The 21,943-nt window shown below is 32.7% G+C and carries 21 protein-coding genes and 1 pseudogene; 9 read left to right on the forward strand and 13 right to left on the reverse strand.

Features of this window, described 5'->3' with window-relative positions:
* Positions 1 to 7 precede the first annotated feature (7 nt).
* Positions 8 to 997: an AAA family ATPase gene (locus Q0663_RS02190; RefSeq protein ID WP_299005617.1), complete on the reverse strand. Its 990-nt coding sequence runs from the start codon at positions 995 to 997 to the stop codon at positions 8 to 10.
* Positions 998 to 1,221: 224 nt separating this feature from the next.
* Here Q0663_RS02190 and Q0663_RS02195 point away from each other — a divergent pair, with 224 nt between their 5' ends.
* A complete protein-coding gene (locus Q0663_RS02195; protein WP_299005620.1) occupies positions 1,222 to 3,819 on the forward strand; it encodes a TonB-dependent receptor in 2,598 nt (865 codons plus the stop codon).
* A gap of 48 nt (positions 3,820 to 3,867) precedes the next feature.
* Here Q0663_RS02195 and Q0663_RS02200 read toward each other — a convergent pair whose 3' ends face one another.
* The gene (locus Q0663_RS02200) at positions 3,868 to 4,635 is read right to left on the reverse strand and encodes a UDP-2,3-diacylglucosamine diphosphatase (RefSeq protein ID WP_299005623.1); all 768 of its coding nucleotides are present in this window, start codon (positions 4,633 to 4,635) and stop codon (positions 3,868 to 3,870) included.
* Positions 4,636 to 4,729: 94 nt separating this feature from the next.
* On the opposite strand from Q0663_RS02200, the gene Q0663_RS02205 reads away from it, so the two are divergent.
* Positions 4,730 to 5,176, forward strand: coding sequence for a nucleoside deaminase (locus tag Q0663_RS02205; protein ID WP_299005626.1), 447 nt, complete (start codon positions 4,730 to 4,732; stop codon positions 5,174 to 5,176).
* 22 nt (positions 5,177 to 5,198) lie between these two features.
* On the opposite strand, the gene Q0663_RS02210 is transcribed toward Q0663_RS02205, so the two are convergent.
* Together Q0663_RS02210 and Q0663_RS02215 are read right to left on the reverse strand one after the other, a co-directional pair.
* Positions 5,199 to 5,693: a methylated-DNA--[protein]-cysteine S-methyltransferase gene (locus Q0663_RS02210; RefSeq protein WP_299005629.1), complete on the reverse strand. Its 495-nt coding sequence runs from the start codon at positions 5,691 to 5,693 to the stop codon at positions 5,199 to 5,201.
* Positions 5,686 to 6,450 (reverse strand): TatD family hydrolase, encoded by a 765-nt coding sequence (locus Q0663_RS02215; RefSeq protein WP_299005632.1) that lies wholly within the window; start codon positions 6,448 to 6,450, stop codon positions 5,686 to 5,688. Before Q0663_RS02215 ends, Q0663_RS02210 begins: the two co-directional genes overlap by 8 nt.
* Before the next feature lie 82 nt (positions 6,451 to 6,532).
* On the opposite strand from Q0663_RS02215, the gene Q0663_RS02220 reads away from it, so the two are divergent.
* Entirely contained in the window at positions 6,533 to 7,012 is a 480-nt protein-coding gene (locus Q0663_RS02220; protein ID WP_274634474.1) for a retropepsin-like aspartic protease, read from the forward strand.
* Here the strand turns inward: Q0663_RS02220 and Q0663_RS02225 are convergent.
* From Q0663_RS02225 to Q0663_RS02235, 3 genes are read right to left on the reverse strand one after another with little or no spacing between them, the layout of a single operon-like run.
* Positions 7,009 to 7,653: a hypothetical protein gene (locus Q0663_RS02225; protein WP_299005635.1), complete on the reverse strand. Its 645-nt coding sequence runs from the start codon at positions 7,651 to 7,653 to the stop codon at positions 7,009 to 7,011. The genes Q0663_RS02220 and Q0663_RS02225 overlap by 4 nt on opposite strands.
* Before the next feature lie 18 nt (positions 7,654 to 7,671).
* Positions 7,672 to 8,859: a pyridoxal phosphate-dependent aminotransferase gene (locus Q0663_RS02230; RefSeq protein ID WP_299005638.1), complete on the reverse strand. Its 1,188-nt coding sequence runs from the start codon at positions 8,857 to 8,859 to the stop codon at positions 7,672 to 7,674.
* A gap of 24 nt (positions 8,860 to 8,883) precedes the next feature.
* Positions 8,884 to 9,975 (reverse strand): acyl-CoA desaturase, encoded by a 1,092-nt coding sequence (locus tag Q0663_RS02235; protein WP_299005641.1) that lies wholly within the window; start codon positions 9,973 to 9,975, stop codon positions 8,884 to 8,886.
* Between the two features lie 145 nt (positions 9,976 to 10,120).
* Between Q0663_RS02235 and rsmG the strand changes: the two genes are divergently transcribed.
* A complete protein-coding gene (gene rsmG, locus Q0663_RS02240; protein ID WP_299005644.1) occupies positions 10,121 to 10,750 on the forward strand; it encodes a 16S rRNA (guanine(527)-N(7))-methyltransferase RsmG in 630 nt (209 codons plus the stop codon).
* Here rsmG and Q0663_RS02245 read toward each other — a convergent pair.
* From Q0663_RS02245 to Q0663_RS02260, 4 genes are all read right to left on the reverse strand, one after another.
* Entirely contained in the window at positions 10,747 to 11,373 is a 627-nt protein-coding gene (locus Q0663_RS02245; RefSeq protein WP_299006324.1) for a protein-tyrosine-phosphatase, read from the reverse strand. The genes rsmG and Q0663_RS02245 overlap by 4 nt on opposite strands.
* Position 11,374: 1 nt before the next feature.
* Complete coding sequence (locus Q0663_RS02250) at positions 11,375 to 11,845, reverse strand: DUF6428 family protein (RefSeq protein ID WP_299005647.1); 471 nt, start codon at positions 11,843 to 11,845, stop codon at positions 11,375 to 11,377.
* Between the two features lie 47 nt (positions 11,846 to 11,892).
* Complete coding sequence (locus Q0663_RS02255; RefSeq protein ID WP_299005650.1) at positions 11,893 to 12,222, reverse strand: helix-turn-helix transcriptional regulator; 330 nt, start codon at positions 12,220 to 12,222, stop codon at positions 11,893 to 11,895.
* A gap of 78 nt (positions 12,223 to 12,300) precedes the next feature.
* On the reverse strand, positions 12,301 to 13,533 hold the full coding sequence (locus Q0663_RS02260) for a DEAD/DEAH box helicase (RefSeq protein ID WP_299005653.1): 1,233 nt from the start codon (positions 13,531 to 13,533) through the stop codon (positions 12,301 to 12,303).
* Positions 13,534 to 13,715: 182 nt separating this feature from the next.
* On the opposite strand from Q0663_RS02260, the gene Q0663_RS02265 reads away from it, so the two are divergent.
* The gene (locus tag Q0663_RS02265) at positions 13,716 to 14,351 is read left to right on the forward strand and encodes a YceI family protein (protein WP_299005656.1); all 636 of its coding nucleotides are present in this window, start codon (positions 13,716 to 13,718) and stop codon (positions 14,349 to 14,351) included.
* 255 nt (positions 14,352 to 14,606) lie between these two features.
* On the opposite strand, the pseudogene Q0663_RS02270 reads toward Q0663_RS02265, so the two are convergent.
* A pseudogene (locus Q0663_RS02270) lies at positions 14,607 to 15,519 on the reverse strand (glutaminase).
* Between the two features lie 121 nt (positions 15,520 to 15,640).
* Positions 15,641 to 17,266 (reverse strand): L-glutamate gamma-semialdehyde dehydrogenase, encoded by a 1,626-nt coding sequence (pruA, locus tag Q0663_RS02275; protein WP_299005658.1) that lies wholly within the window; start codon positions 17,264 to 17,266, stop codon positions 15,641 to 15,643.
* A 138-nt stretch (positions 17,267 to 17,404) separates the two neighbouring features.
* Here pruA and Q0663_RS02280 point away from each other — a divergent pair, with 138 nt between their 5' ends.
* Genes Q0663_RS02280 through Q0663_RS02295 form a run of 4 tightly spaced genes read left to right on the forward strand, consistent with a single transcriptional unit; the run spans position 17,405 to position 21,873 of the window.
* A complete protein-coding gene (locus Q0663_RS02280; protein ID WP_299005661.1) occupies positions 17,405 to 18,121 on the forward strand; it encodes an NRDE family protein in 717 nt (238 codons plus the stop codon).
* A gap of 35 nt (positions 18,122 to 18,156) precedes the next feature.
* Positions 18,157 to 18,828: a hypothetical protein gene (locus Q0663_RS02285; protein WP_299005664.1), complete on the forward strand. Its 672-nt coding sequence runs from the start codon at positions 18,157 to 18,159 to the stop codon at positions 18,826 to 18,828.
* A gap of 7 nt (positions 18,829 to 18,835) precedes the next feature.
* Positions 18,836 to 20,542, forward strand: coding sequence for a hypothetical protein (locus tag Q0663_RS02290; RefSeq protein WP_299005667.1), 1,707 nt, complete (start codon positions 18,836 to 18,838; stop codon positions 20,540 to 20,542).
* A 5-nt stretch (positions 20,543 to 20,547) separates the two neighbouring features.
* On the forward strand, positions 20,548 to 21,873 hold the full coding sequence (locus Q0663_RS02295) for a hypothetical protein (protein ID WP_299005672.1): 1,326 nt from the start codon (positions 20,548 to 20,550) through the stop codon (positions 21,871 to 21,873).
* Positions 21,874 to 21,943 lie beyond the last annotated feature (70 nt).

Below are 21,943 nucleotides of genomic sequence, written 5' to 3' on the forward strand. Positions count from 1 at the left end.
TAATTGATTAAGGTACTTGTACTTCGTTAATAATAGAGTTTATAATATCAATAGATGTAATGTTTTCAGCTTCTGCTTCATATGTAATACCAATTCTGTGGCGTAAAACATCATTTACTATTGCTCTAACATCTTCAGGTATCACGTATCCTCTTCGTTTGATGAAAGCATAACACTTTGCAGCTTTTGCTAAAGCGATACTACCACGAGGAGAAGATCCAAAACTGATAAGAGGCTTCAATTTCTCTAAATTATATTTTTCAGGATAACGAGTTGCGAAAACAATATCTAGGATATACTTTTCGATTTTTTCATCCATATAAACTTCATTAACTACGTTACGAGCTTTTATAATTTGGTCTATAGAAATTACAGGGTTTATTTTTTGAAAACTTCCATTTAAGTTTTGACGCATAATAAGTTGCTCGTCTTGCAATTTTGGATAATCAATTACAGTTTTTAGCATAAAACGGTCTACTTGTGCTTCAGGAAGAGGATAAGTTCCTTCTTGTTCTACTGGGTTTTGAGTGGCCATTACCAAGAATGGTTCATCTAATTTAAAAGTTTCATCTCCAATAGTGATTTGACGCTCTTGCATGGCTTCTAACAATGCAGATTGCACTTTAGCAGGAGCACGGTTAATCTCATCAGCTAATACAAAGTTGGCAAAAATTGGTCCTTTTTTAATAGAAAAATCATTTTCCTTTACATTGTATATCATAGTACCTACCACATCAGCAGGTAATAAATCTGGAGTAAACTGAATACGACTAAAGCTTCCGTCAACAGCTTTTGAAAGTGTGTTGATGGCTAAGGTTTTTGCCAGCCCAGGAACACCTTCTAATAAGATATGTCCATTTCCTAAAAGTCCAATTAGTAATCGCTCAATCATGTGTTTTTGACCCACAATTACTTTGTTCATTTCTGTAGTTAATAAGTCTACAAAAGCACTTTCTCTTTCTATTTTTTCATTGATGGCTCTTACATCTATATTCATAGTAATTGAAATAAATTAGAATTTTTATGAAACAAAGCTACAATAATAAGAAAATACCAGCTGTTAAAGTATGGTTAAAGCTAAAAACATTCTAGGTTGTCATTGTTTTTTCAAATAGATGCATATATTTTTATGTTTTTGTTTATTTTTTATGTTTAAATTTATTATTATTGTTATAAATTAACATATTTTAACGTTTTAACTTTAACTAAACTTAATTACTTATGGATAAAAAAAATAAAGTAATTGTCTTCATTTTATTGATGTCTTTTGCGTCAGTGATTGGTCAGACAATAAAAGGTAAAGTAACGGATGAAAGCGGAGCTCCGCTACCTTTTGTAAATGTTTTAGAAAAAGAGACTACTAATGGAGTAAGTACAGATGATAAAGGAGAGTTTACTCTTAATATAAAAAAGATACCAGTTACGTTGGTGTTCTCTTCGGTAGGATTCTCTACTTTAGAAAAAACAGTATACAAGGCTTCCTATGTTACAGTTGTTTTAAGAGATGATAATGTTTTAGATGAGGTTGTTTTAACAGGTAACCGTTCTAAACCGAGAACAATTTTAGACTCTGCTGTTCCAATTGATAATGTAAGTGTGAGGGAACTACAAGCAACAGGTCAAACAAATATTGACCAGATGTTAACGTACACAGTTCCTTCATACAATTCAAGTAACCAAACAATTTCTGATGCAACAGCGCATTTTGATCCAGCTGATTTACGAGGATTAGGGCCTAGTAGAACATTGGTTTTGGTAAACGGAAAGCGTAAAAATCAGAGTGCTTTAGTGTATGTAAATGATACACCAGGAAAAGGTGAAGTAGGTGTGGATATGAAAAGTATTCCTACTGCGGCTATTGAGAGAGTGGAGATTTTACGTGATGGGGCTTCTGCTCAATATGGTTCAGATGCTGTAGCTGGGGTTGTAAACATTATTTTAAAAAAAGGTGTTGAATTTACTCAAGTAAATGTAAACTCTGGAGTAACGAAAGAAGGAGACGGATTTAATATTGATGGAGATGTTAATCATACATTTACCTTTGGTGAAGGAGGTTTTGTGAATGCTACACTTGGTTTAAGTTATCAAGAGAAAACCGATAGGGCTGGTGAACCAGGAAAAGATGATTTGTTTGGTGTAGATAATCAATGGACACGAGATAATCCAGATTTAGGAATGATTATTGGACAGCCAGAAATGAAAAAAGGAGATTTGTTTGTGAATGCAGAATATCCTTTAAACGAGAATACTACACTATATGGTTTTGGTGGATTTAATATGCGACAAGGTAAAAGTTTTGCTCTTTATAGACCTCCATATTGGATTACAGATGATTTTGGATTGTTAACACCTCCAGGAGAAACTTATGATGGATTTCAACCAACCTTTGAAACAGATATTCAAGATGTTTTATTTACAGCAGGTAGTAGGTTTAAGTTAGGAGGATTTAATGCAGATTTAAGTGGTAGTTATGGTCGTAACTCTGTTGATTATACAATAGGTAATACAATTAATGTAAGCTTAGGAGCTAATAGTCCTACTTCTTTTGATGCAGGAGCATATGCTTTCAGTAATATTGTAGGAAACTTTGACATGAGTCGTTCTTTTGGAGATGTAAGTATAGGGTTTGGTGTTGAAGCAAGACAAGAACGATTTGAAGTAACAGCTGGAGAGGAGGCTTCGTATATTGATGGTGGAGCACAATCTTTTCCTGGTTTACAACCAAGTAATGCTTTAAATGAAACAAGAACTAACGTAGGTGGTTATGGTACATTAGATTGGGATGTTTCAGAAGACTTTTTAATAGGCGGGGCAGTTCGTTATGAGAATTATTCAGATTTTGGAGATAATTTTTCATGGAAAGTAAATTCTAGATATAAGTTAGGGGAAGCAGGAGTGTTAAGAGCTTCATATAGTACAGGATTTAGAGCGCCATCATTACATCAGGTATATTTGAGTAATGTACAAACTTTAGTTTCAGGAGGTACTATTTCAAATCAAGGAACATTCAATAATGTAAGTACAGTGATTCGAGATTTAGGAGTTGATCCGCTATTTGCTGAAACTTCTAAAAATGTTTCGGCAGGTATTACGGTAAAGGCTTCGAATGACTTTACAATTTCGTTAGATTATTACAATGTTAAAGTAGATGATAGAGTAGTGTTTTCTGGAGAAATTGGAGGTACTGACGATGACGGGAATCCAAATGCAGATGTTCAACAGATTTTAGATGATAATAGTGTTACAAGTATTAAGTTTTTTATTAATGCAGCAGATACAAAAACAGAAGGGTTTGATTATACAATGCGTTACAAAAATATAGATTTTGCTGCAGGAAAACTTGGATTGAATTTAGCGTTAAATATTAACAGAACAAAGTTAGAAGGAGAGGTGAAAACCCCTACTAAATTGGCAAATTATAAGAATGCCATATTTAACAGAAAAGAACAATCTAGAATTATTAGTGCAAGGCCTAATACTAAACTATTGTTTGGAGCAGATTATAAGTATAAAAAATTAACCGCATACTTAAATAATACATATTTTGGAGAAGTAACTTGGCAACATGCTACAGATCCTAATAAAGATCAAACATTTAGTGGAAAGATAATTACAGACATCTCTTTTGGGTATGAGTTTTCTGATATGATTTCGTTTAATGCACAAGTAAATAATTTATTTGATGTGTACCCAGACGAAATTGATACAAAGGGAGATGTTGTAACTGATTTAGGAGGTCGTTTTAAATACCCTTGGGAAGTAAATCAATTTGGATTCAATGGTATGACTTTTAAAGCAGGATTAACTTTTAAGTTCTAAGTTAATTATTTGATAATGAAAAAAAGCACCTTTTTGAGGTGCTTTTTTTTATTTTTTATATTCTTTTAAAAATAGTTTATCGTTTTCAAAAACCGCATAGGTATAATACTCAATCCAATCACCTGTATTAAGGTAAACACTGTTCTCTTTAAGTTGAATTTCTAAAGGAAGATGTCTGTGTCCAAAAACAAAATAATCGTAGTGTTTAGTTTCTAATTTACGTTTACAATATTGTACAAGCCACTCATTGTCTTCGCCTAAAAATTTAGCGTCCTCATCACCAGAAATCAATTTGTTTTTTACCGACATATATTGTCCTAATCGAACACCTAAATCTGGATGTAGCCAACGAAACATCCATTGAAATAGTGGGAATGTAAACACTTTTTTCATGCGTTTATACCCTTTGTCTCCAGGTCCTAATCCATCTCCATGACCAATTAAAAATAATTTATCATTGATTTTAAATTCTTGAGGAGAATGATACACGGGGATATTTAATTCTTTTTCAAAATAATCATGCATCCATAAATCGTGATTTCCAACAAAAAAGTAAATAGGAATACCACTATCTTTTATTTCTGCGAGTTTACCTAAAACACGTACAAAGCCTTTAGGAACAACAGTTTTATACTCAAACCAAAAATCGAATAAATCACCTAGAATAAAAATAGCTTCGGCATCTTTTTTAACTTCGTTTAACCATGCAACAAACTTTTGTTCACGAGGAAAACTAGCCTCAGAAGTTGGAGCTCCTAAATGTTGATCGGAAGCAAAATAGACTTTTTTATTTTCAGAAGTGTTGATTGAAATCAAATCGTAAATTTTGGTAAAAATAAGTATTTTACGCAGAGCTAGCACAAACAAATTTTGGCTACATTTGTTCAAGAACTTACATGAATCCACGTATATGAATCCGTTTGATGATACTTACTTTATGAAAAAAGCCTTACAAGAAGCAGAGTTAGCTTTTGATAAAGGAGAAGTTCCAGTAGGTGCAGTAATTGTTTTTAATAATCAAATTATTGCTAGAGCGCATAATTTAACTGAGTTGTTAAACGATGTTACAGCACATGCCGAAATGCAAGCGTTTACTGCAGCAGCAGATTTTTTAGGTGGAAAATATTTAAAGGACTGTGTCTTGTATGTGACCTTAGAGCCTTGTCAAATGTGTGCAGGAGCAAGTTACTGGACGCAAATAGGGAAAATAGTATACGGAGCAAGTGAACCAAAACTTGGTTTTAGTGTATTAAAAACAAAAATACATCCAAAAACAAAAGTAATATCAGGGGTTTTAGAAGAGGAATGCGGCTTTTTGTTGAAGAAGTTTTTTATTGAAAAACGCAATTTGAATTAAACATTATTTGATTTTCTAAAAATTAGAATAATGTTTGTTGTTTTGCTCCACTTTCGTGTTCCAATAACCACTTTTTACGCCAAACACCGCCTGCATATCCTGTTAATGAACCATCAGAACCTACAACTCTGTGACATGGAATAACTATCCAAATAGGGTTTTTACCATTCGCTGAAGCTACAGCTCTAATAGCTTTTACGTCGCCTAATTGTTTGGTTTGTTCTAAGTAGGTTCTAGTTCTTCCAAAGGGAATGTTTAATAATTCTTCCCAAACCGATTGTTGAAAGTTTGTTCCTTGTGGATTCAATTGTAGATTAAACGCTGTTCTTGTTCCTGCAAAATACTCGTCCAATTGTGTAACACATTCTTGTAAGCAATTTGGAGTCTCTTTCGGAAAGCTAACTGTAGCCAAAGTATCTTCATCCAATACAGAAATCGATTGGACTCCATTTTCATCACCATCAATTTTGGCAATTCCGATTGGGGTTTTATAATATGTGGTTTGTAAGTTAAACACCAAAAACGTCTTTAGAGTTCTGTGTTGTAATTTCCGAAATTTCATCGAAAGTCAATCCATAAATATCAACCAATTTATCTACTACATTAGTAATGTAACTACTCTCATTACGTTTTCCTCGGTACGGAGTAGGAGCTAGGTAAGGAGAATCGGTTTCTAAGACAATGTGTTTGATGTCAATTTGATGTAGAAACTTATCGATCTTTCCATTTTTAAACGTAGCTACACCACCAATTCCTAATTTCATGTTATAAGAAATTGCTTTTTCAGCTTGTGCTAAAGTTCCTGTAAAACAGTGAAAAATTCCATATAAATCCTCTCCTTTTTCAGTTTCTAAAACTTCAAAAATTTCATCAAAAGCATCACGACAGTGAATAACAATCGGTAGTTTTTTCTCTTTTGCCCACTGAATTTGTGTACGAAAAGCTTCTTGTTGTTGTGGTAAAAATGATTTATCCCAATACAAATCGATACCAATTTCACCAATTGCATAAAAATCACGTTGGTCTAACCACTCTTTTACATGTGCTAACTCTTCTTGGTAGTTTTCTTTTACCGAAGTTGGGTGTAACCCCATCATTAAAAACACATCGTTCGGGTAGTTTTTTTCTAAATCGAACATACGTTCAGTATAAGAACTATCAATAGCAGGAATAAAGAAACGAGAAACCCCAGCATCTTTTGCACGTTGTATCATTTCGTTTCTGTCTTCATCAAACTGGCTTGAGTATAGGTGTGTATGTGTATCGGTTATCATAATTTTAATAAAAATCCCTTTCGACTGTGTTCAAGGGGACATTGTATTATATTGTATCTTTGCGAGGACAAAAGTACAAGAAATGGCAAGTTTGAAAAAAGTATTACGAAAAAAGAAATACATCAAAATAAAACTCAAAAAAATGGTGACTAATCATTTGGAGTTAACTGCTGAAATTAATGGGGTAAATGGAACCTTTATTCTGGATACAGGAGCGTCTAATTCATGTGTTGGATTGGACTTAATTGAGCGTTTTAAACTTGTCTCTGAAGAGAGTGAGGTAAAAGCAGCAGGAGCTGGAGCAACCGATATGGAAACACAAAAGTCGGAAAATAATTCACTGAAAATTGGAAAGTGGAAAACCGAAGCTTGTGATTTAGTATTGTTTGACTTAACGCATGTAAATACTGCCTTAAAACAACATAATGCACAAGAGGTTGATGGAATTATAGGTGCAGATATCTTGGAAGCTGGTAAAGCGTTTATTGACTATAACAAAAAAGCATTGTACTTAAAGAAGCTTAAAAAGAAAAAAGTTAGAAAATTGAAAGTTCCTTTTTAATATTTAAGGAGGGCTCCCATTTCTGTTAACCTCTGATGTACATCATCATTAGGGTTAATTTTAATAATTTCTATATGAACATGGTTGTGGAATATTTTTCTCAAATGAGTAAGTAACTCTTGTTTGGAACTTTCTGAAATATTGTCAAAACCTAATAAATAATAAAAACCTTCAGTGTTTATATATCTGCCTAGATAGATATTTTGATTAGTAATGATACCTCTGGTTTTCTTTATAGATTTTATAAAGTCTTTTTCTGTTGATTTTTCAGGTTTTTTGAAAATCGTATAAATATATTCAATCTTAACTTTTTTAGATTTCAAAGAATCTTCGGTTAAGTTAAGCATGATATCATCTGTTACATCAACACCTCCTCTTATGTTAGTTTTGATGCTGTTTATAGTATTAGTCGGTCCATTTGGAATAGACCACCAACCAAGTATTGAAGAAATTAAATTATATTTTAATGTGTGTTTTTTAGTTTCTTCTTTATTGAGAAAGTATACAGGAGAAAATAAATTTATATTACCTACAATTAAGGAAATACTATAAGGATAGGTAATAAACCTATATCCCCTGTTAATACTTTTCTTTAAATCTTCTATTTTTAGTTCGTCTATATTTTTTAGGCGATATACCATTTAGAACTTTATAGCGAATTAACTTAAAACTTCTTTAATTCTCTTGATAGCTTCACGTAATTGTAATTCAGAAGCAGCATATGATAAACGAACACAGTTTGGTGCGCCAAAAGCTTCACCAGTTACTGTAGCTACATTTGCTTCTTCTAATAATAACATAGAAAAATCATTTGCATCTTTAATTTCTTTTCCTTGGATTGTTTTTCCAAAGAAATCAGAAATGTCGGGGAACACATAAAAAGCACCTTCAGGTACGTTTAACTTGAATCCTTCAATTTCTCCTAATAATTGTAATACTAAGTCTCTACGATTTTTAAACTCATCTACCATATACTGTACTTTTTCTGGTGATGCTTTTACTGCGGTAATTGCAGCACGTTGAGCGATACAGTTGGTTCCTGAAGTAATTTGACCTTGCATTTTTGTACATGCTTTAGCAATCCATTCAGGAGCTCCGATATAACCGATTCTCCATCCTGTCATTGCAAAAGCTTTCGCTAAACCGTTCACGGTAATGGTACGATCGTACATACTTTCAATAGCAGCAAAACTAAAAGGTTTTGTTCCGTAGTTAATGTGCTCATATATTTCGTCAGATAAAATATAAATATCCGGATGCTTCTCTAATACTTTAGCCAATGCTCTGTATTCTTCCTCGCTATAAATTGTTCCACTAGGGTTATTCGGCGAGTTAAAGAAAATCATTTTTGTTTTTGGCGAAATAGCGGCTTCTAATTGTTCTGGAGTGATTTTGAAATCGTTTTCAATAGAAGAAGGAATTTCGGTAAACTTAGCCTCACACAAAGTTGCAATTGCAGAATAGCTTACCCAATATGGAGCTGGTAATAATACTTCATCACCAGGGTTTAATAATACCTGAGCTACGTTGGCAATAGATTGTTTTGCTCCTGTAGAAACAACTACTTGGTTTGGAGCATATGTTAAGTTATTATCACGTTTAAACTTCTCGCAAATAGCTTCTTTTAACTCTACATACCCGTCAACTGGAGTGTATGAGTTGTAGTCTTGATTAATAGCTTCAATTGCAGCATCTTTAATAAAATTAGGAGTGTTAAAATCTGGTTCTCCTAAACTTAAACTAATGATGTCTTTACCTTCAGCTTTTAATTCTCTCGCTTTAGCAGCCATTGCTAAAGTTTGCGATACTGGTAAACTTTGAATTCTGTTTGATAATGCGTTTGACATTGTGTTGTTATGTTGTATGTTGATTTATGCTAATTGCGGTTTTTTTCCTAATTCAGCTAAGTGTCTAAAATGCTCTATAACTGCTTTACGTGTGGTTTTATATTCATTATAAGGAAGGTTAAATTCCTTAGCAGTTTCTTTTACAATTTGAGCTAACTTATTATAGTGAATATGAGAAATATTTGGGAAAATGTGGTGCTCTACTTGATGATTTAATCCACCTGTATAAAAGTTGATAAACCAATTTTTAGGGGCAAAATTTGCAGTGGTATATAACTGATGAATAGCCCAAGTGTTTTTCATATTACCATCTTCATCTGGTAAAGGAGTTTCTGTTTTAGGAACTATGTGTGCTAATTGGAAAACCACGCTTAAAATGATTCCTGCAGTATAGTGCATTACAAAAAATCCGATTAATACTTTCCACCAAGCAATATTCATTACTGCAATTGGTAATACAATCCAAAGTGAATAATAAATAACTTTCGAAACTACTAGTTTAGTCCATTCTCTAGCTGGATTTGGAAATTCTCCATACGATAACTTTCGCTTTAAGTAACTGTGCATTTGTTTAAAATCAGTAGTAATTGCCCAGTTAATCGTTAACAATCCGTATAAAAAGATTGAATAATATTTTTGGAATTTATGAATCCATAACCATTGTGTGTGTTTTGAAAAACGGATAATTCTACCAGCATCCATATCTTCATCATGATCTTGAATGTTAGTATAAGTATGGTGTAATACATTGTGTTGTACTTTCCAGTTATACACGTTACCTGCTAAAATATAAATACTGCTTCCAAAAAGTTTATTTACCCATTTTTTGCTTGAGAAAGATTCATGGTTAGCATCGTGCATCACATTCATTCCAACTCCAGCCATTCCAACTCCCATTAATACAGTTAAGGCTAATTTTATCCATTGAGACATATCAACAGTTAAAATTAATATGAATGGAACGATAAAAGTAGCTAACATAATTATTGCTTTTGAATATAGTTTCCAGTTACCTGTACGCTTAATGTTGTTTTCTTTAAAGTAAGTGTTAACTCTTTTATTCAGAGTTCTAAAAAACTTGGCTTTGTCTATTCTTGAGAAGTTTACTGTCTTCATTTATTGTTTGTTTGTACCGCAAAAATAAACGTTTTTGGTTCACGGTTATTGCTAAAGCTTAACTTTTTAACTAGATTAATATCTTTTGCAGAAAAATTAACAATACCAATTAGTTTTTTATTTTTGCAGCGGAAAAAATCACTAGATGGAACTTATAAAAAAATACTTTGGCAATTTAACGGAAACACAATTAGAACAATTTTCTAAGTTGCAAGAATTGTATCAAGATTGGAATTTGAAAATTAACGTTGTTTCTCGTAAAGATATTGATGAATTGTATTTACGTCATGTATTACATTCGTTAGGAATAGCGAAGGTAATGGAGTTTCAACCAGGAGCCAAAGTGATGGATGTAGGTACAGGAGGAGGTTTTCCAGGAATTCCGTTAGCTATTTTATTTCCTGAAACCCAATTTCATTTGGTAGATTCTATCGGAAAGAAAATTAAAGTAGTAAATGAAGTTGCTGAAGGTTTAGGTTTACAGAATGTGAAAACAACTCATGGGCGTGTTGAAGAAGTTGATGATACATACGATTTTATTGTAAGTAGAGCGGTAGCGCAAATGGAAACATTTCACCGTTGGGTGAAAAATAAAGTGCATAAAAAACAAAATCATGCACTTAAAAACGGAATTTTATATTTAAAAGGTGGTGACCTTACGGAAGAACTTGCGAACTTTCCTAAAGCCACCATTTATGATTTACCAGACTTTTTTGAAGAAGATTTCTTCGAAACTAAAAAAGTGGTGCATTTACCTATGAAATATAAAGGCTAAGCTTTTACAGAAGAAAAAACATAGTACATTTCAGTAGCAATTTGTAGGCTACACTCTAAGTATTTCTCTTTTTCTATAGGTGTACCGTCATATAGTTTAGGGTCTTCATAAGTAACAGGTACTCTTTTATCAGCACCAGCAATGAATTGACAACCCTCATCGGCTTGTGAACAAGTCATGATAGCGCAAAAAGCTGAGCTTGGATTAAAGTCATTATCATACTTTTTAGAAAAACCTATAATAGGTGATGCGTTATCAGCATATTTTACCGCGTATATAGGATTTGTTCCACCAGATAATTGTTGAATTTGAAATCCGTTATCAACCAAAGTGCTTGCTACTATTTCGTTCATCTCTGTAGCTTCTGTACCGCCAGAGTATGCGTTTACATTTGGTATTTGATAATAAAAAGTCATCGTTTGTGACCATACTTGCGACAAATGACTTCTTCTTGAATTATGAGTACAAATAAAATTTAGGCTTATCATCTCCTTATTCTCCAGTTTTTCCTGAATGTAACTTATAAGCGGTTGTAAAACTTGTTTTCGCTCTTCCGAAACAGTTGGTAAACTAGAAATAGTTTCCTGTAGTTCAGAAAACAGAGTTGAGGTTTGTGTTTTCATATTAACAGCATCCTGAGTTTGGTTCACATGCAGTTTGTTTTTGTAAATCAGATAATTTTACTCTTGGTTTTTCTTGTGGAATTCCGCAGTTATCTTTCGCCAAACAATCTGTTTGTTTTGTAGTTAATAAGAAGTTGGTTCCGTCAAAATCTAATCCATACTTCCCAATCGTACTTCCTTGATATTCCACTTCAATTTCTAAGTTAGGTGAAATGTTTAATGTCTTTTCAGATAATTCTATAATAGATATTAGTTTCTCAGGGTGTAATCGATGATCATAATCATTTGCGTTCCAAAGCTGAAAGTTAACCACTTCTTCATTTCTTACCACTCCACCACAATCGATAAAGTTATTAGTAACTTTTCCTACTTCTGTTACGTGAAAATGATTCGGAACTAAGCTACCGTCAGGTAATTGAAAAGCAATTGTTTTTAATGTGCTTAAATGTTGTTTAATTTCTGAGAGTTTCATGGTTATAGTGTTTATTGTAATATTACGATTAACGTATTCAAATTTTTTTAGCAACAGTTTTGGTTATTCACGTCAAGGTTTAAAAAAGAAGAAAGTAAGGTTTTAGTCTCTTTCCATGTTGATGGATTGATGCAATAGCAAACGCTAGTTCCTTCAATGGTTCCTTTAATAATGCCAATCTTCTTTAATTCCTTTAAATGCTGCGAAATGGTAGGTTGCGCTAAACCGATTTCATTTACCAAATCACCACACACGCAAGAATTCAATTTGAATAAGTGTTGTATAATAGCAATACGAGCTGGGTGCCCTAACACTTTTGCGATGGTAGCCAATTGATTTTGCTCTTCAGTAAATATTTCTGATTTGGTTAATCCCATTGATTCATTATTATATTGCAATATTACGATTAATAAGTAAAACACCAATTATTTTTAGTGTTATTTTTTATAAAAAGTTTAATACCAGCGCCTTTTCTTCTTTTTAGAAGCTTCTGATTTTCTTCCTTTTTTGTGTTTGCTAATGGTGTTTGGCTGCTTTTTAGGCTTAGGTTTTGCTAATGGAAATGGATGATCTTCTATAACTTTTATAGTTCTATCCGTAAATTCCTGAATAGCTTTAATGTACGAAGTTTCATCGGCACTACATAGTGAAAAAGCGATTCCAGATTTACCTGCTCTACCAGTTCTACCAATTCGGTGTACGTAAGTTTCAGGAATGTTAGGTAAGTCAACATTAATTACCGCATCTACTTTGCTAACGTCAATTCCACGAGCAGCAACATCGGTCGCAATTAAAATGTTGGCTTTATTGTTTTTGAAATCTTCAATAGCTTGGTTTCGTAAGTTTTGTGACTTATCACCATGCACACTGGTTGCTTTATAGCCGTTTTTCTGAAGTGTTTTCTCTAGTTTGTCAACCCCAAATTTGGTACGACGAAATATAATAATACGACCTTTTATGGTATTACGTAATAAGTGCAAACACAAATCGACCTTATGCTTTTTAGGGGTGTAGTACAGTAACTGACCAATGTTTGTTGAAGTAGTTTCTGCAGGTGAAATGTCTATCTTCTCTGGCTTGTATAACATTGATCGAGCCAAGTCACTTACTTTGTCAGGCATTGTTGCAGAAAATAGTAAGGTTTGTTTTTTACGTGGACATAATTCTTCAATCTTTCTTACATCGTCAATAAAGCCCATATCTAACATTAAATCAGCTTCATCTAAAACAAAAGTTTTCAGTTGGCGGACATCAATACTACCTTGTTTATGCAAGTCGATAAAACGACCTGGTGTAGCGATTAAAATATCTACCCCTTTTTCTAACACATCTTTTTGAGGCTGTGTAGACATACCACCGTATATAACAGTACTTCTTAAGTTGGTGTACTTACTATATGCTTTAAAATTTTCTTCAATTTGAATAGCTAGTTCTCGAGTAGGACTTACAATTAAAGCTTTGATTTTTTTTGCTCTTTTTTCAACATCATCTTCCTTAGAAAGCTCATGAATGATAGGTAAGGCAAAAGCAGCAGTTTTACCTGTACCCGTTTGTGCAGTTACAATTACATCTTTTTTATCGAGTACTAACGGAATTACTTCTTCTTGTACTGGAGTTGGTTTGTGGTGTCTTTCTTCAGTAAGTGCTTTTAAGATAGACTTGCTTAGGTGTAGGTCTGAAAACTGCATCAAAAATATTTTTTGCAAAGGTAGGCCAAAACAGAGAATGAAAAATTTATTTTATAGTATTTCAGAGGGCTAACTAAGTATAAACCCTTGCTAAAGGTACTTTTTACACTTTTTTGACAATTGATTTACACTTTTAACGGAAGCTTGCGATAGTTTTGATGAAAATTTTAAATACGAATAGTATGAAAACCATTAAAAATAGAATTTTGTTAGTTGGGGCATTGCTAACTATAGTTTTGGTAAGCGGGTTTGCTAAAAGTACTTCAATAGTTAAAACAAAAGAAAAAAAGGAGGTAACAGAAACTGAAAAAAATCAAACAATCAATATGTTTGTAACACACGGACATTGTAGTACGCCGTTTGGAGGTATTGTAGACGATTTAAAAGTAGATGTTCCAGTGCGAATGGATGCTGGAAATCCGTTAGAAAACATGCGTATTTCGTTTGAGGTTGATCCAAACTCATTCAAAGCATGTGGAGGCGATGAAGCTGATTTGACAGCAAGAATTAAAACCAAGGGAGTGTTTATTAATAATAAGAACGACAACATAACGTTTAGAACTACAAATGTTTTTGTTATGGGAGTAGATTGGTATCAAATTAACGGAATGCTATCTATTAAAGGAGTTGAAAAAGAAGTGAAGTTTTTTGCAACAGGAATTAGAGAATTTAATAATGCTATGGCTAGCTCATTGGTATTGCAAGGTCAAGTAAATTTATTGGATTGGGGTATTGACTATGATAAGCTAGTAAACGGACAATCATTAGATGTTCCTACAAAATGGTTGTATTTGAATATGAAAATTGAGTTGAGTTAACGTTAACTATCCATTATAACCTAATATAATTTCTGTAAAGTCGATAAAAAAAGTGTGATTCTGATGAAGTATCTTTTCTTTGCTTTTCTGTAGAGTTTAAAAGTGTTTTTATATCCTTCTTTATGAACTCTAACTCTAAAAGGATATTTAGGATTTCAGCCAATCTTTCTTTTAGAATTTGTGTTTCAGGTTTCATAGGTTTTTTACAAAAAAATATTTTTAAAGATATAAAATGATTTTAAAAGTAAGTATTCATTAAAAAATAGACTGCTCAGAAAGGGTAGTAAACTCCTCTAAAAAGCGCATGCCTCTGTAGGAGTTTCCTTTTTTATTCAATTTGGGGCTCCATACTGCAATCGCATATTGATTAGAGTGTATGGCAATAATGCCTCCTCCAACACCACTTTTGCCTGCGAGTCCTACTTTAAAAGCAAACTCACCAGATTCGTCGTAAAACCCACAGGTTTGCATCAAGGCATTAATCCTTTTCGATTGACTTTTGGTTAATATTTGTTTTCCTTGTCGTGTTTGTCCGTTATTGGCTAAAAAGAAGAATAATTCCGAAAGTTGTTCGCAAGTCAATTCCAGCGAACATAAATCGAAATAGAAGTCCAATACCACTTCAGGGTCGTTGTAGATGTTTCCGTAAGACTTTATAAAATTACACAAGGCAACATTTCTGTATCCTACCGATTTTTCTGAAGCCGCAATTTTTGCAGAATAGTTGATGTCTTTATTTTTAGAAAGACTTTTAATGAAACTCAATAAATCTTCCTTCGGGTTTACCAAACTGCTAATTAAAATATCGGCAATTATAATAGCACCTGCGTTGATAAACGGATTTCTAGGAATACCATTGTCAGTTTCTAATTGAACAAGTGAATTGAAACTGTTACCAGAGGGTTCTACACCCAATCTGTCCCAAATAGATTCACCAAGATGTTGATAAGCCAAACAAAGTGATAATACTTTAGCAATACTTTGAATAGAGAATTTTTCTTGAAAGTTTCCTAAACCAAAATTGGTGTTAGTAACTGTTGAAATATATACGCCAAATTTATCAGTATCAATGGTAGCTAATTCAGGAATATAGGTAGCCAACTCACCTATATTTTTCAATAGGAGCTATTTTTTGATATACAGCTTCAAGTATTTCTTTATAATTCATTGTTTATAAACGCTAATATGTGTTAAACGAAATTAGTTGAAATCTGTTTGAAAACAAATAAAAAAAGCAACCTCATTGAGGTTGCTTTTAACTTATAGTAAATTTCCGTAATCGGAATATTTTATCCTAAGAAAGGGTAACGATAATCAGTTGGAGAAACAAAAGTTTCTTTGATTAAACGAGGAGATACCCAACGTAATAAATTTTGAGCAGATCCTGCTTTATCGTTTGTTCCTGAAGCTCTTGCTCCACCAAATGGTTGTTGTCCTACTACAGCTCCTGTTGGCTTATCGTTTACGTAGAAGTTACCTGCACAGTTTTCTAGTGCTTTAGTAGCTTCAGCAATTGCATAACGATCTGTAGAGAATACAGCCCCTGTTAAAGCGTATTCAGAAGTTCCGTCAACTAATTGTAATGTTTCAGCCCAATCAGCATCTTCGTATACATAAATAGTAACTACAGGACCGAATAATTCAGTTTCCATAGTCGTGTATTTAGGGTTGGTAGTTAAGATAACTGTTGGCTCGATAAAGTATCCTTTAGATTTATCGTAGTTACCACCTGCAATAACTTCAGCGTCAGCATCAGCTTTAGCTTGGTCGATATAGCTAGCTAATTTATCAAAAGATCCTTCGTGGATTACAGCTGTGATAAAGTTGCTCATGTCTTCTGGAGAGCCCATTTTAAAAGAAGCGATATCTTCTTTTACATAATTTAAAGTTTCTTCAGCTAATGATTTTGGTAAGTATACTCTTGAAGCTGCAGAACATTTTTGTCCTTGGAATTCGAAAGCACCACGAGAAATACCAGTAGCTACTTGTTTAGCGTTTGCTGATGGGTGAGCAACGATAAAATCTTTACCTCCTGTTTCACCAACAATTTTTGGATATGTTTTATAGATGTGGATGTTTTCTCCAATTTTCTTCCAAATATCTTGGAATACGTTTGTAGAACCTGTAAAGTGGATTCCAGCAAAATCAGGAGAAGCTAATACAACTTCAGTAATATCAGCAGGATTTCCTAATACTAAATTGATAACACCATCAGGTAAACCAGCTTCTTTAAAGATTTGCATAATTACGTTCGCAGAAAAAACTTGGCTACTAGAAGGTTTCCAAACTACAACATTCCCCATCATTGCTGCAGATGCAGGTAAGTTTCCAGCAATAGCAGTAAAGTTAAACGGAGTTACAGCGTACACAAATCCTTCTAATGGTCTGTATTCAACGCGGTTCCAAATTCCGTCGTCAGAATTAGGTTGCTCACTGTAAATATCAGTCATATACTCTACGTTAAAACGTAAGAAGTCGATTAACTCACAAGCTGAATCAATTTCTGCTTGGTGAACTGTTTTAGATTGTGCAATCATTGTTGCAGCATTAATCTTTGCACGGTACGGACCTGCGATTAATTCAGCAGCACGTAAAAAGATAGCAGCTCTTTGCTCCCAAGGCATTTGTGCCCATTTAGTACGAGCTTCTAAAGCAGCAGCGATAGCTTTTTCAGCGTGCGATTTGTCTCCTACATGAAATTGTCCTACTACGTGTTGGTGGTCGTGAGGAGGAGTCATGTTTTCAGTCTTTCCTGTTCTAACTTCTTCACTACCGATATACATTGGTACATCCATAGATCCGTTAAAATATTCTTTGTATTGTTTAGAAACTGCTTCGCGCTCTGGAGATCCAGGAGCGTATCCTTTTACAGTTTCATTAATGGCAGTCGGTACGTGAAAAAATCCTTTTCCCATTTTGTATGTTGTTTGTTGAATTAAATTTCTTTCTTTGCTATTGAAAAGTTTTGAAAACTTTCTTAAAAAACAAAGTTAAGGTTATTTTAGGAATATTTAGGTAGACAAAAGGCTTGAATTTAATAAAAGAAGAACAACATGTGTACGGTAACTTATTTACCTTTAAAGGATAATAATTTTATTTTAACTTCTAATAGAGATGAAGATCCGAAGCGTAAAACAATTGCGCCAAAAACCTACTGTGAAGAAGGAGTGAAGTTAACATATCCAAAAGATGAGCTAGCTGGAGGAACATGGATTGGTTTAAGTGAAAAACACCGGTTGGTTTGTTTATTGAACGGAGGTTTTACCAAACACAAAAGAGCTGAGTCGTACCGCATGAGTAGGGGAGTTATTGTAAAGCAATTACTAAAGGTTGATAATCCTGTTGAAATGATTGAGAATTTTAATTTTGAAGGAATTGAACCTTTTACAATTGTTTTGGTTGATTGGAGTAAGAGTTTACAAGCGTATGAATTGGTTTGGGATGGGGATAAAAAACATTTTCAAGAGCTAGATGAAACTCCTAAAATATGGTCGTCTTCAACCTTGTACGATGAAGAAACAAAACAATTAAGAAAACAGTGGTTTACTGATTGGTTAAAAGAACACCCTTCGTACAATCAATCAGACATAATTGCTTTTCATCAAGATGAAACCAGAGGAACTCCAGAAATTTCATTAAAAATGAAACGTAGTTATGTTGAAACGGTAAGTATTACTTCTGTGGTAAAAAAAGAGGATGAACTTACCATGATTTACTACGACTTACATTCAAATATTAACACAATACAAGAAGAAATCATTCGTTCGTAATTAAACCTATTTGGTATCTTTGCCAAAAAAATAATATGAACAAAAGATTACTATTGCTATTCTCACTTATTTCTACTTTTTTGTTTACAAGCTGCTTTGAGTTTGTAGAAGAAGTTAGCTTTAATAAAGATGGTTCAGGTAGTGCTGTATTAACTATCAATTTAAGTAAAAGTAAAACAAAATTAGCCTCAATAATGTTGCTTGATAGTATTAATGGTTACAAAGTACCATCTAAAACTACTATTAGAAACAAAGTAAACGAAATAGTTTACAAAATAAAGCAGACCAAAGGGGTTCATAACGTAAAAAATACGCTAGATTTTAACGAATTTATAGTAACTGTTTCGTGTGATTTTGATAATGTTGAAGCTTTGAACGAAGTGATTTCTAACTTCAGTTCAAAAAAACATATAGAGGCGATTAAGAAGAATCAGCATTTCACATTTAACAAAGAAAATAAAACGTTTACTCGTAGTCATCATTTTGATTTAGGAAAAGAGTTTAAAAAAACAAAAAATCAAGATCGTAAAGTATTTGAAACGGCTACTTATACGAGTGTTTATCGATTTCAAGAGCCTATAAAATCAACGGAAAATACTCAAGCGAGAATATCACAAAGTAAAAAAGCAATTATGCTGCACTTACAAGCACAAGATATCATATCGAACACACAAACAATCAAAAATAAAATACAATTAGAGAATTAAATTTAGGATGAAAAAAATTATTGCTACACTACTGTTTTTAAATATACTTACAGTTATACAGGCTCAACGACTAGAGTCTAAGATACCTAACAACATAGATGTGTTAGTTTCTGCAAACGCAGAAAATTTATTTAAATTGATAGAAGTATCAGATATTGACAAAAATGCTATTGGAAAAGAAATTTTAAAGGATATTAATAGAAGACGTGATGAAGATAAAGTTTCTTCGGTTGCTAATGCAGGTGTGAATATTAATTCAAACGCATATTATTTCTTAACAAAGACGGATAGTATTTCGTATCATAACTTTTATGTTGAGTTAAACGATAGAAAAACGTTTGAATCTTTGTTGTATGAACGCGAAAAGAAGAAGCTTAAAACGGAAGGAAATTATAGTTACATCGCAGGACGTTCTTCTTTTAAAATTTGGAATGACCACACGTTATTACTTATAAACGGAAGTATGTCTTCATCATATTTCTCTTATAACAAAGAGCGTTTAGAGCAATTAAAGGAAGAAGGAGAATACAATTATAACTTTAAGAGAAGATTAGCTAGAGAATGGTCGAAAGAACATGGATTGAATGTTTTTGATAAAAACTACTCTAAATCAATTGCTTCAAACAGAAAATTCCAAAAAAGTAAAAAGAAAAATTCATCAGCAACATTATGGGTGCGTAATTATGGTGAGTTAATGACAGATATTTTTAAATCTTTTGGAAACAGCTTTTATCCTTTGTATGCAGAAGGAAATCAAAATGTTTACGGAGTAGAAGAAGTAACAGCAAACTTGTTTTTTGAAAAAGAAGATGCAAGAGTTTTGTTAGATATGGCAGTTAGTTCTGATATGAAAAGGTCTTTTAAGAAGATTTATAATAAGAGAATGGATCGTAATTTAGTTAATAGCTTCGATCATGATAAAGCTTTAGCTTTTTGGAGTATTTCTTTAAACACTGAAGAAACATTAAAGCAGTATCCAGAATTAATCAATAAAATGTATGGAGGTATTTTGCCTAAGTTTCAAGAAGAAATTGAAATTGTAGGAGATTTATTTTCTTTAGTAATAGACGAAAAAGCAATTGGCGAATTAATTACAGGTGATGCGTTGTTGGTATTGAACGATTTTGCTAAACAAGAAGTTGAGTACACTACTTACGAGTATGATAAGAATTATAAGCGTAAAGAGGTAACAAAAACAAAAGAAGATTTTGTGCCAGATTTTACATTAATGATTGGCTCTGAAAAAGAAGATTTATTAAATAAGTTTTACAGAATAGGAGAAAAGCACAAGGCGGTAAAAATTCAGGATAATGTGGTTGAGTTTGTAACTAAAAAAGCTGATTTACCATTTGGGTTATACTCAGTGGTTAAAAACGATGTGTTGTATTTAACGACTTCTAAAACTGGAGCATTAAATATTGCAAACGGTACTACAAATTTCAATACTAAAAAACACAGTAAATTAGTTAGGAATAACTCAACAGTATTATATGTTGATGTAAATGCTGTTTTAAACAAAGTACCAAACGAGTGGATGAGTAAGTCAGAAAAAGAAGCGTTACATTTTTCTACTGAAAACATGAATGATGCTTTATTTAGAGTGTCTAGAATGAAAGGAAATACAATTTCTTCTGAGTTAAAACTTTCAACACAAGGTACAGAAGAAAACACCTTAAAATTATTATTAAAGTTTATCAATTCGGTAGCTAAATAAACTGAATGATAAAAAAAATAGCATATACCTTTTTAATACTATGCTGTATTATAGTTACGGTTGGGTTTTTTAGATACAATCCAACCGTAATTTATGCAGGTAAGGTTCCTGTTTCTGCAGAGACGGTTATCCATATTAATCTTCGAGAAATAGAATACAATATACTTACCAGTTTTTTAGAGCATCCACTTTCTCAAGTAGACTTTAAAAAATCATCTGCAGTAAAAGAAAAACAACGCTCGTTGTTAGATCAAATTGAAATTCCAAGTAATGTGTTTCTGTATACCAATAAACAAGAGTTTAAAGGGTTTTTAATCAGTGATAAAGTTTCGGTTAAAAATAATTTTGTTGAAGTTTTAAAAGAGACGGGATTTAAAGAAGAAAAGGTAGGTATAACTACCATTTACAGGAAACAACAAGTTACTTGTGTAGTTAACAATAATAAAGTTCAAGTACTATTTAAGATTGATAAAAGTGCTAAGGTTTCTAATGAGTTAATAAAGGCTCTTGATAAAGGGAATTACTTTTCTGATGATGCTGAAATTTTTTCGAATATTAAAAAGCATAAAAGCCCGATAGCTTTTAGTGCGAATAAAGGAGGTTTTTTCAAAGTCTTGGTTGATGAAGGTCAGTTAAGTATTGAAGGGAAATTAAATGAAAATAACGATATTTTCTTGCCTTTTGAAGCTGGTTTTGAAGCTGGTGCTATCGCTACTATTTCAGGGAAACTAAATATAAAAAAGTTAGTCAATATTTTGCCTGAAAATGCTTCAGGAAAATTTAAAAAGCTTACTACATTATCGTTGGATTCTATCACTGCTAAATGGAATGGGGTAATGGACTTTAACCTCTCTTCCTTTGTTACGAAATCAGACACTATTGTAACTTATGAGTACGATGATGACTTTAACAAGGTTGCCAAAAAAGAAATTCAAAATATGATAACTCCCAACGTAACTTTTAACTTAGAAGGAGAAGGGTTGTGTGAGTATTTAAATAAAAAAGAGGTAATTAAAAGAGTAAACAATAGCGAAGTGTTAACTCTTATGCCTTTATTTACTACCTATAGTTTTTGTAATGAGGGAGAGCTACAATTCACTTCGCAAAAACAACCAGTTTTAAATAAGCTTAAAAAACTTGATGATAAGTTTTATTTTTTGTTTGATGTGGCTCAATATCAAGCAAAAGATAGGGGCGTATACTCCGTCAAAAACAAATATCTAGATAAAGTACAATCAATACAATTGTTTGTAGCTAGTAGTAATGACTTAAAAGCAACAGTAAAGTTAAAAAATACTTCAAAAAACTTCTTTTTACAACTATTGAATTAAAAATTAATACAGAGCGAAAGTTATAATCCACACAACTAGAATACCTATAAACATTAAGTTTATAAAAACG

This window comes from uncultured Tenacibaculum sp., assembly GCF_947504135.1.
Lineage (GTDB): Bacteria > Bacteroidota > Bacteroidia > Flavobacteriales > Flavobacteriaceae > Polaribacter.

Bases quoted from the DNA above. Each gene is read 5' to 3' on its own strand.
- rsmG (WP_299005644.1), top strand. From the start codon at position 10,121: ATGGAACTTATAAAAAAATACTTTGGCAATTTAACGGAAACACAATTA.
- Q0663_RS02230 (WP_299005638.1), bottom strand. From the start codon at position 8,859: ATGTCAAACGCATTATCAAACAGAATTCAAAGTTTACCAGTATCGCAA.
- Q0663_RS02280 (WP_299005661.1), top strand. From the start codon at position 17,405: ATGTGTACGGTAACTTATTTACCTTTAAAGGATAATAATTTTATTTTA.
- Q0663_RS02205 (WP_299005626.1), top strand. From the start codon at position 4,730: ATGAATCCGTTTGATGATACTTACTTTATGAAAAAAGCCTTACAAGAA.
- Q0663_RS02235 (WP_299005641.1), bottom strand. From the start codon at position 9,975: ATGAAGACAGTAAACTTCTCAAGAATAGACAAAGCCAAGTTTTTTAGA.
- Q0663_RS02290 (WP_299005667.1), top strand. From the start codon at position 18,836: ATGAAAAAAATTATTGCTACACTACTGTTTTTAAATATACTTACAGTT.
- Q0663_RS02250 (WP_299005647.1), bottom strand. From the start codon at position 11,845: ATGAAACTCTCAGAAATTAAACAACATTTAAGCACATTAAAAACAATT.
- pruA (WP_299005658.1), bottom strand. From the start codon at position 17,266: ATGGGAAAAGGATTTTTTCACGTACCGACTGCCATTAATGAAACTGTA.
- Q0663_RS02245 (WP_299006324.1), bottom strand. From the start codon at position 11,373: ATGAAAACACAAACCTCAACTCTGTTTTCTGAACTACAGGAAACTATT.
- Q0663_RS02255 (WP_299005650.1), bottom strand. From the start codon at position 12,222: ATGGGATTAACCAAATCAGAAATATTTACTGAAGAGCAAAATCAATTG.
- Q0663_RS02225 (WP_299005635.1), bottom strand. From the start codon at position 7,653: ATGGTATATCGCCTAAAAAATATAGACGAACTAAAAATAGAAGATTTA.
- Q0663_RS02220 (WP_274634474.1), top strand. From the start codon at position 6,533: ATGGCAAGTTTGAAAAAAGTATTACGAAAAAAGAAATACATCAAAATA.
- Q0663_RS02215 (WP_299005632.1), bottom strand. From the start codon at position 6,450: ATGATAACCGATACACATACACACCTATACTCAAGCCAGTTTGATGAA.
- Q0663_RS02260 (WP_299005653.1), bottom strand. From the start codon at position 13,533: ATGCAGTTTTCAGACCTACACCTAAGCAAGTCTATCTTAAAAGCACTT.
- Q0663_RS02295 (WP_299005672.1), top strand. From the start codon at position 20,548: ATGATAAAAAAAATAGCATATACCTTTTTAATACTATGCTGTATTATA.
- Q0663_RS02190 (WP_299005617.1), bottom strand. From the start codon at position 997: ATGAATATAGATGTAAGAGCCATCAATGAAAAAATAGAAAGAGAAAGT.
- Q0663_RS02265 (WP_299005656.1), top strand. From the start codon at position 13,716: ATGAAAACCATTAAAAATAGAATTTTGTTAGTTGGGGCATTGCTAACT.
- Q0663_RS02285 (WP_299005664.1), top strand. From the start codon at position 18,157: ATGAACAAAAGATTACTATTGCTATTCTCACTTATTTCTACTTTTTTG.
- Q0663_RS02195 (WP_299005620.1), top strand. From the start codon at position 1,222: ATGGATAAAAAAAATAAAGTAATTGTCTTCATTTTATTGATGTCTTTT.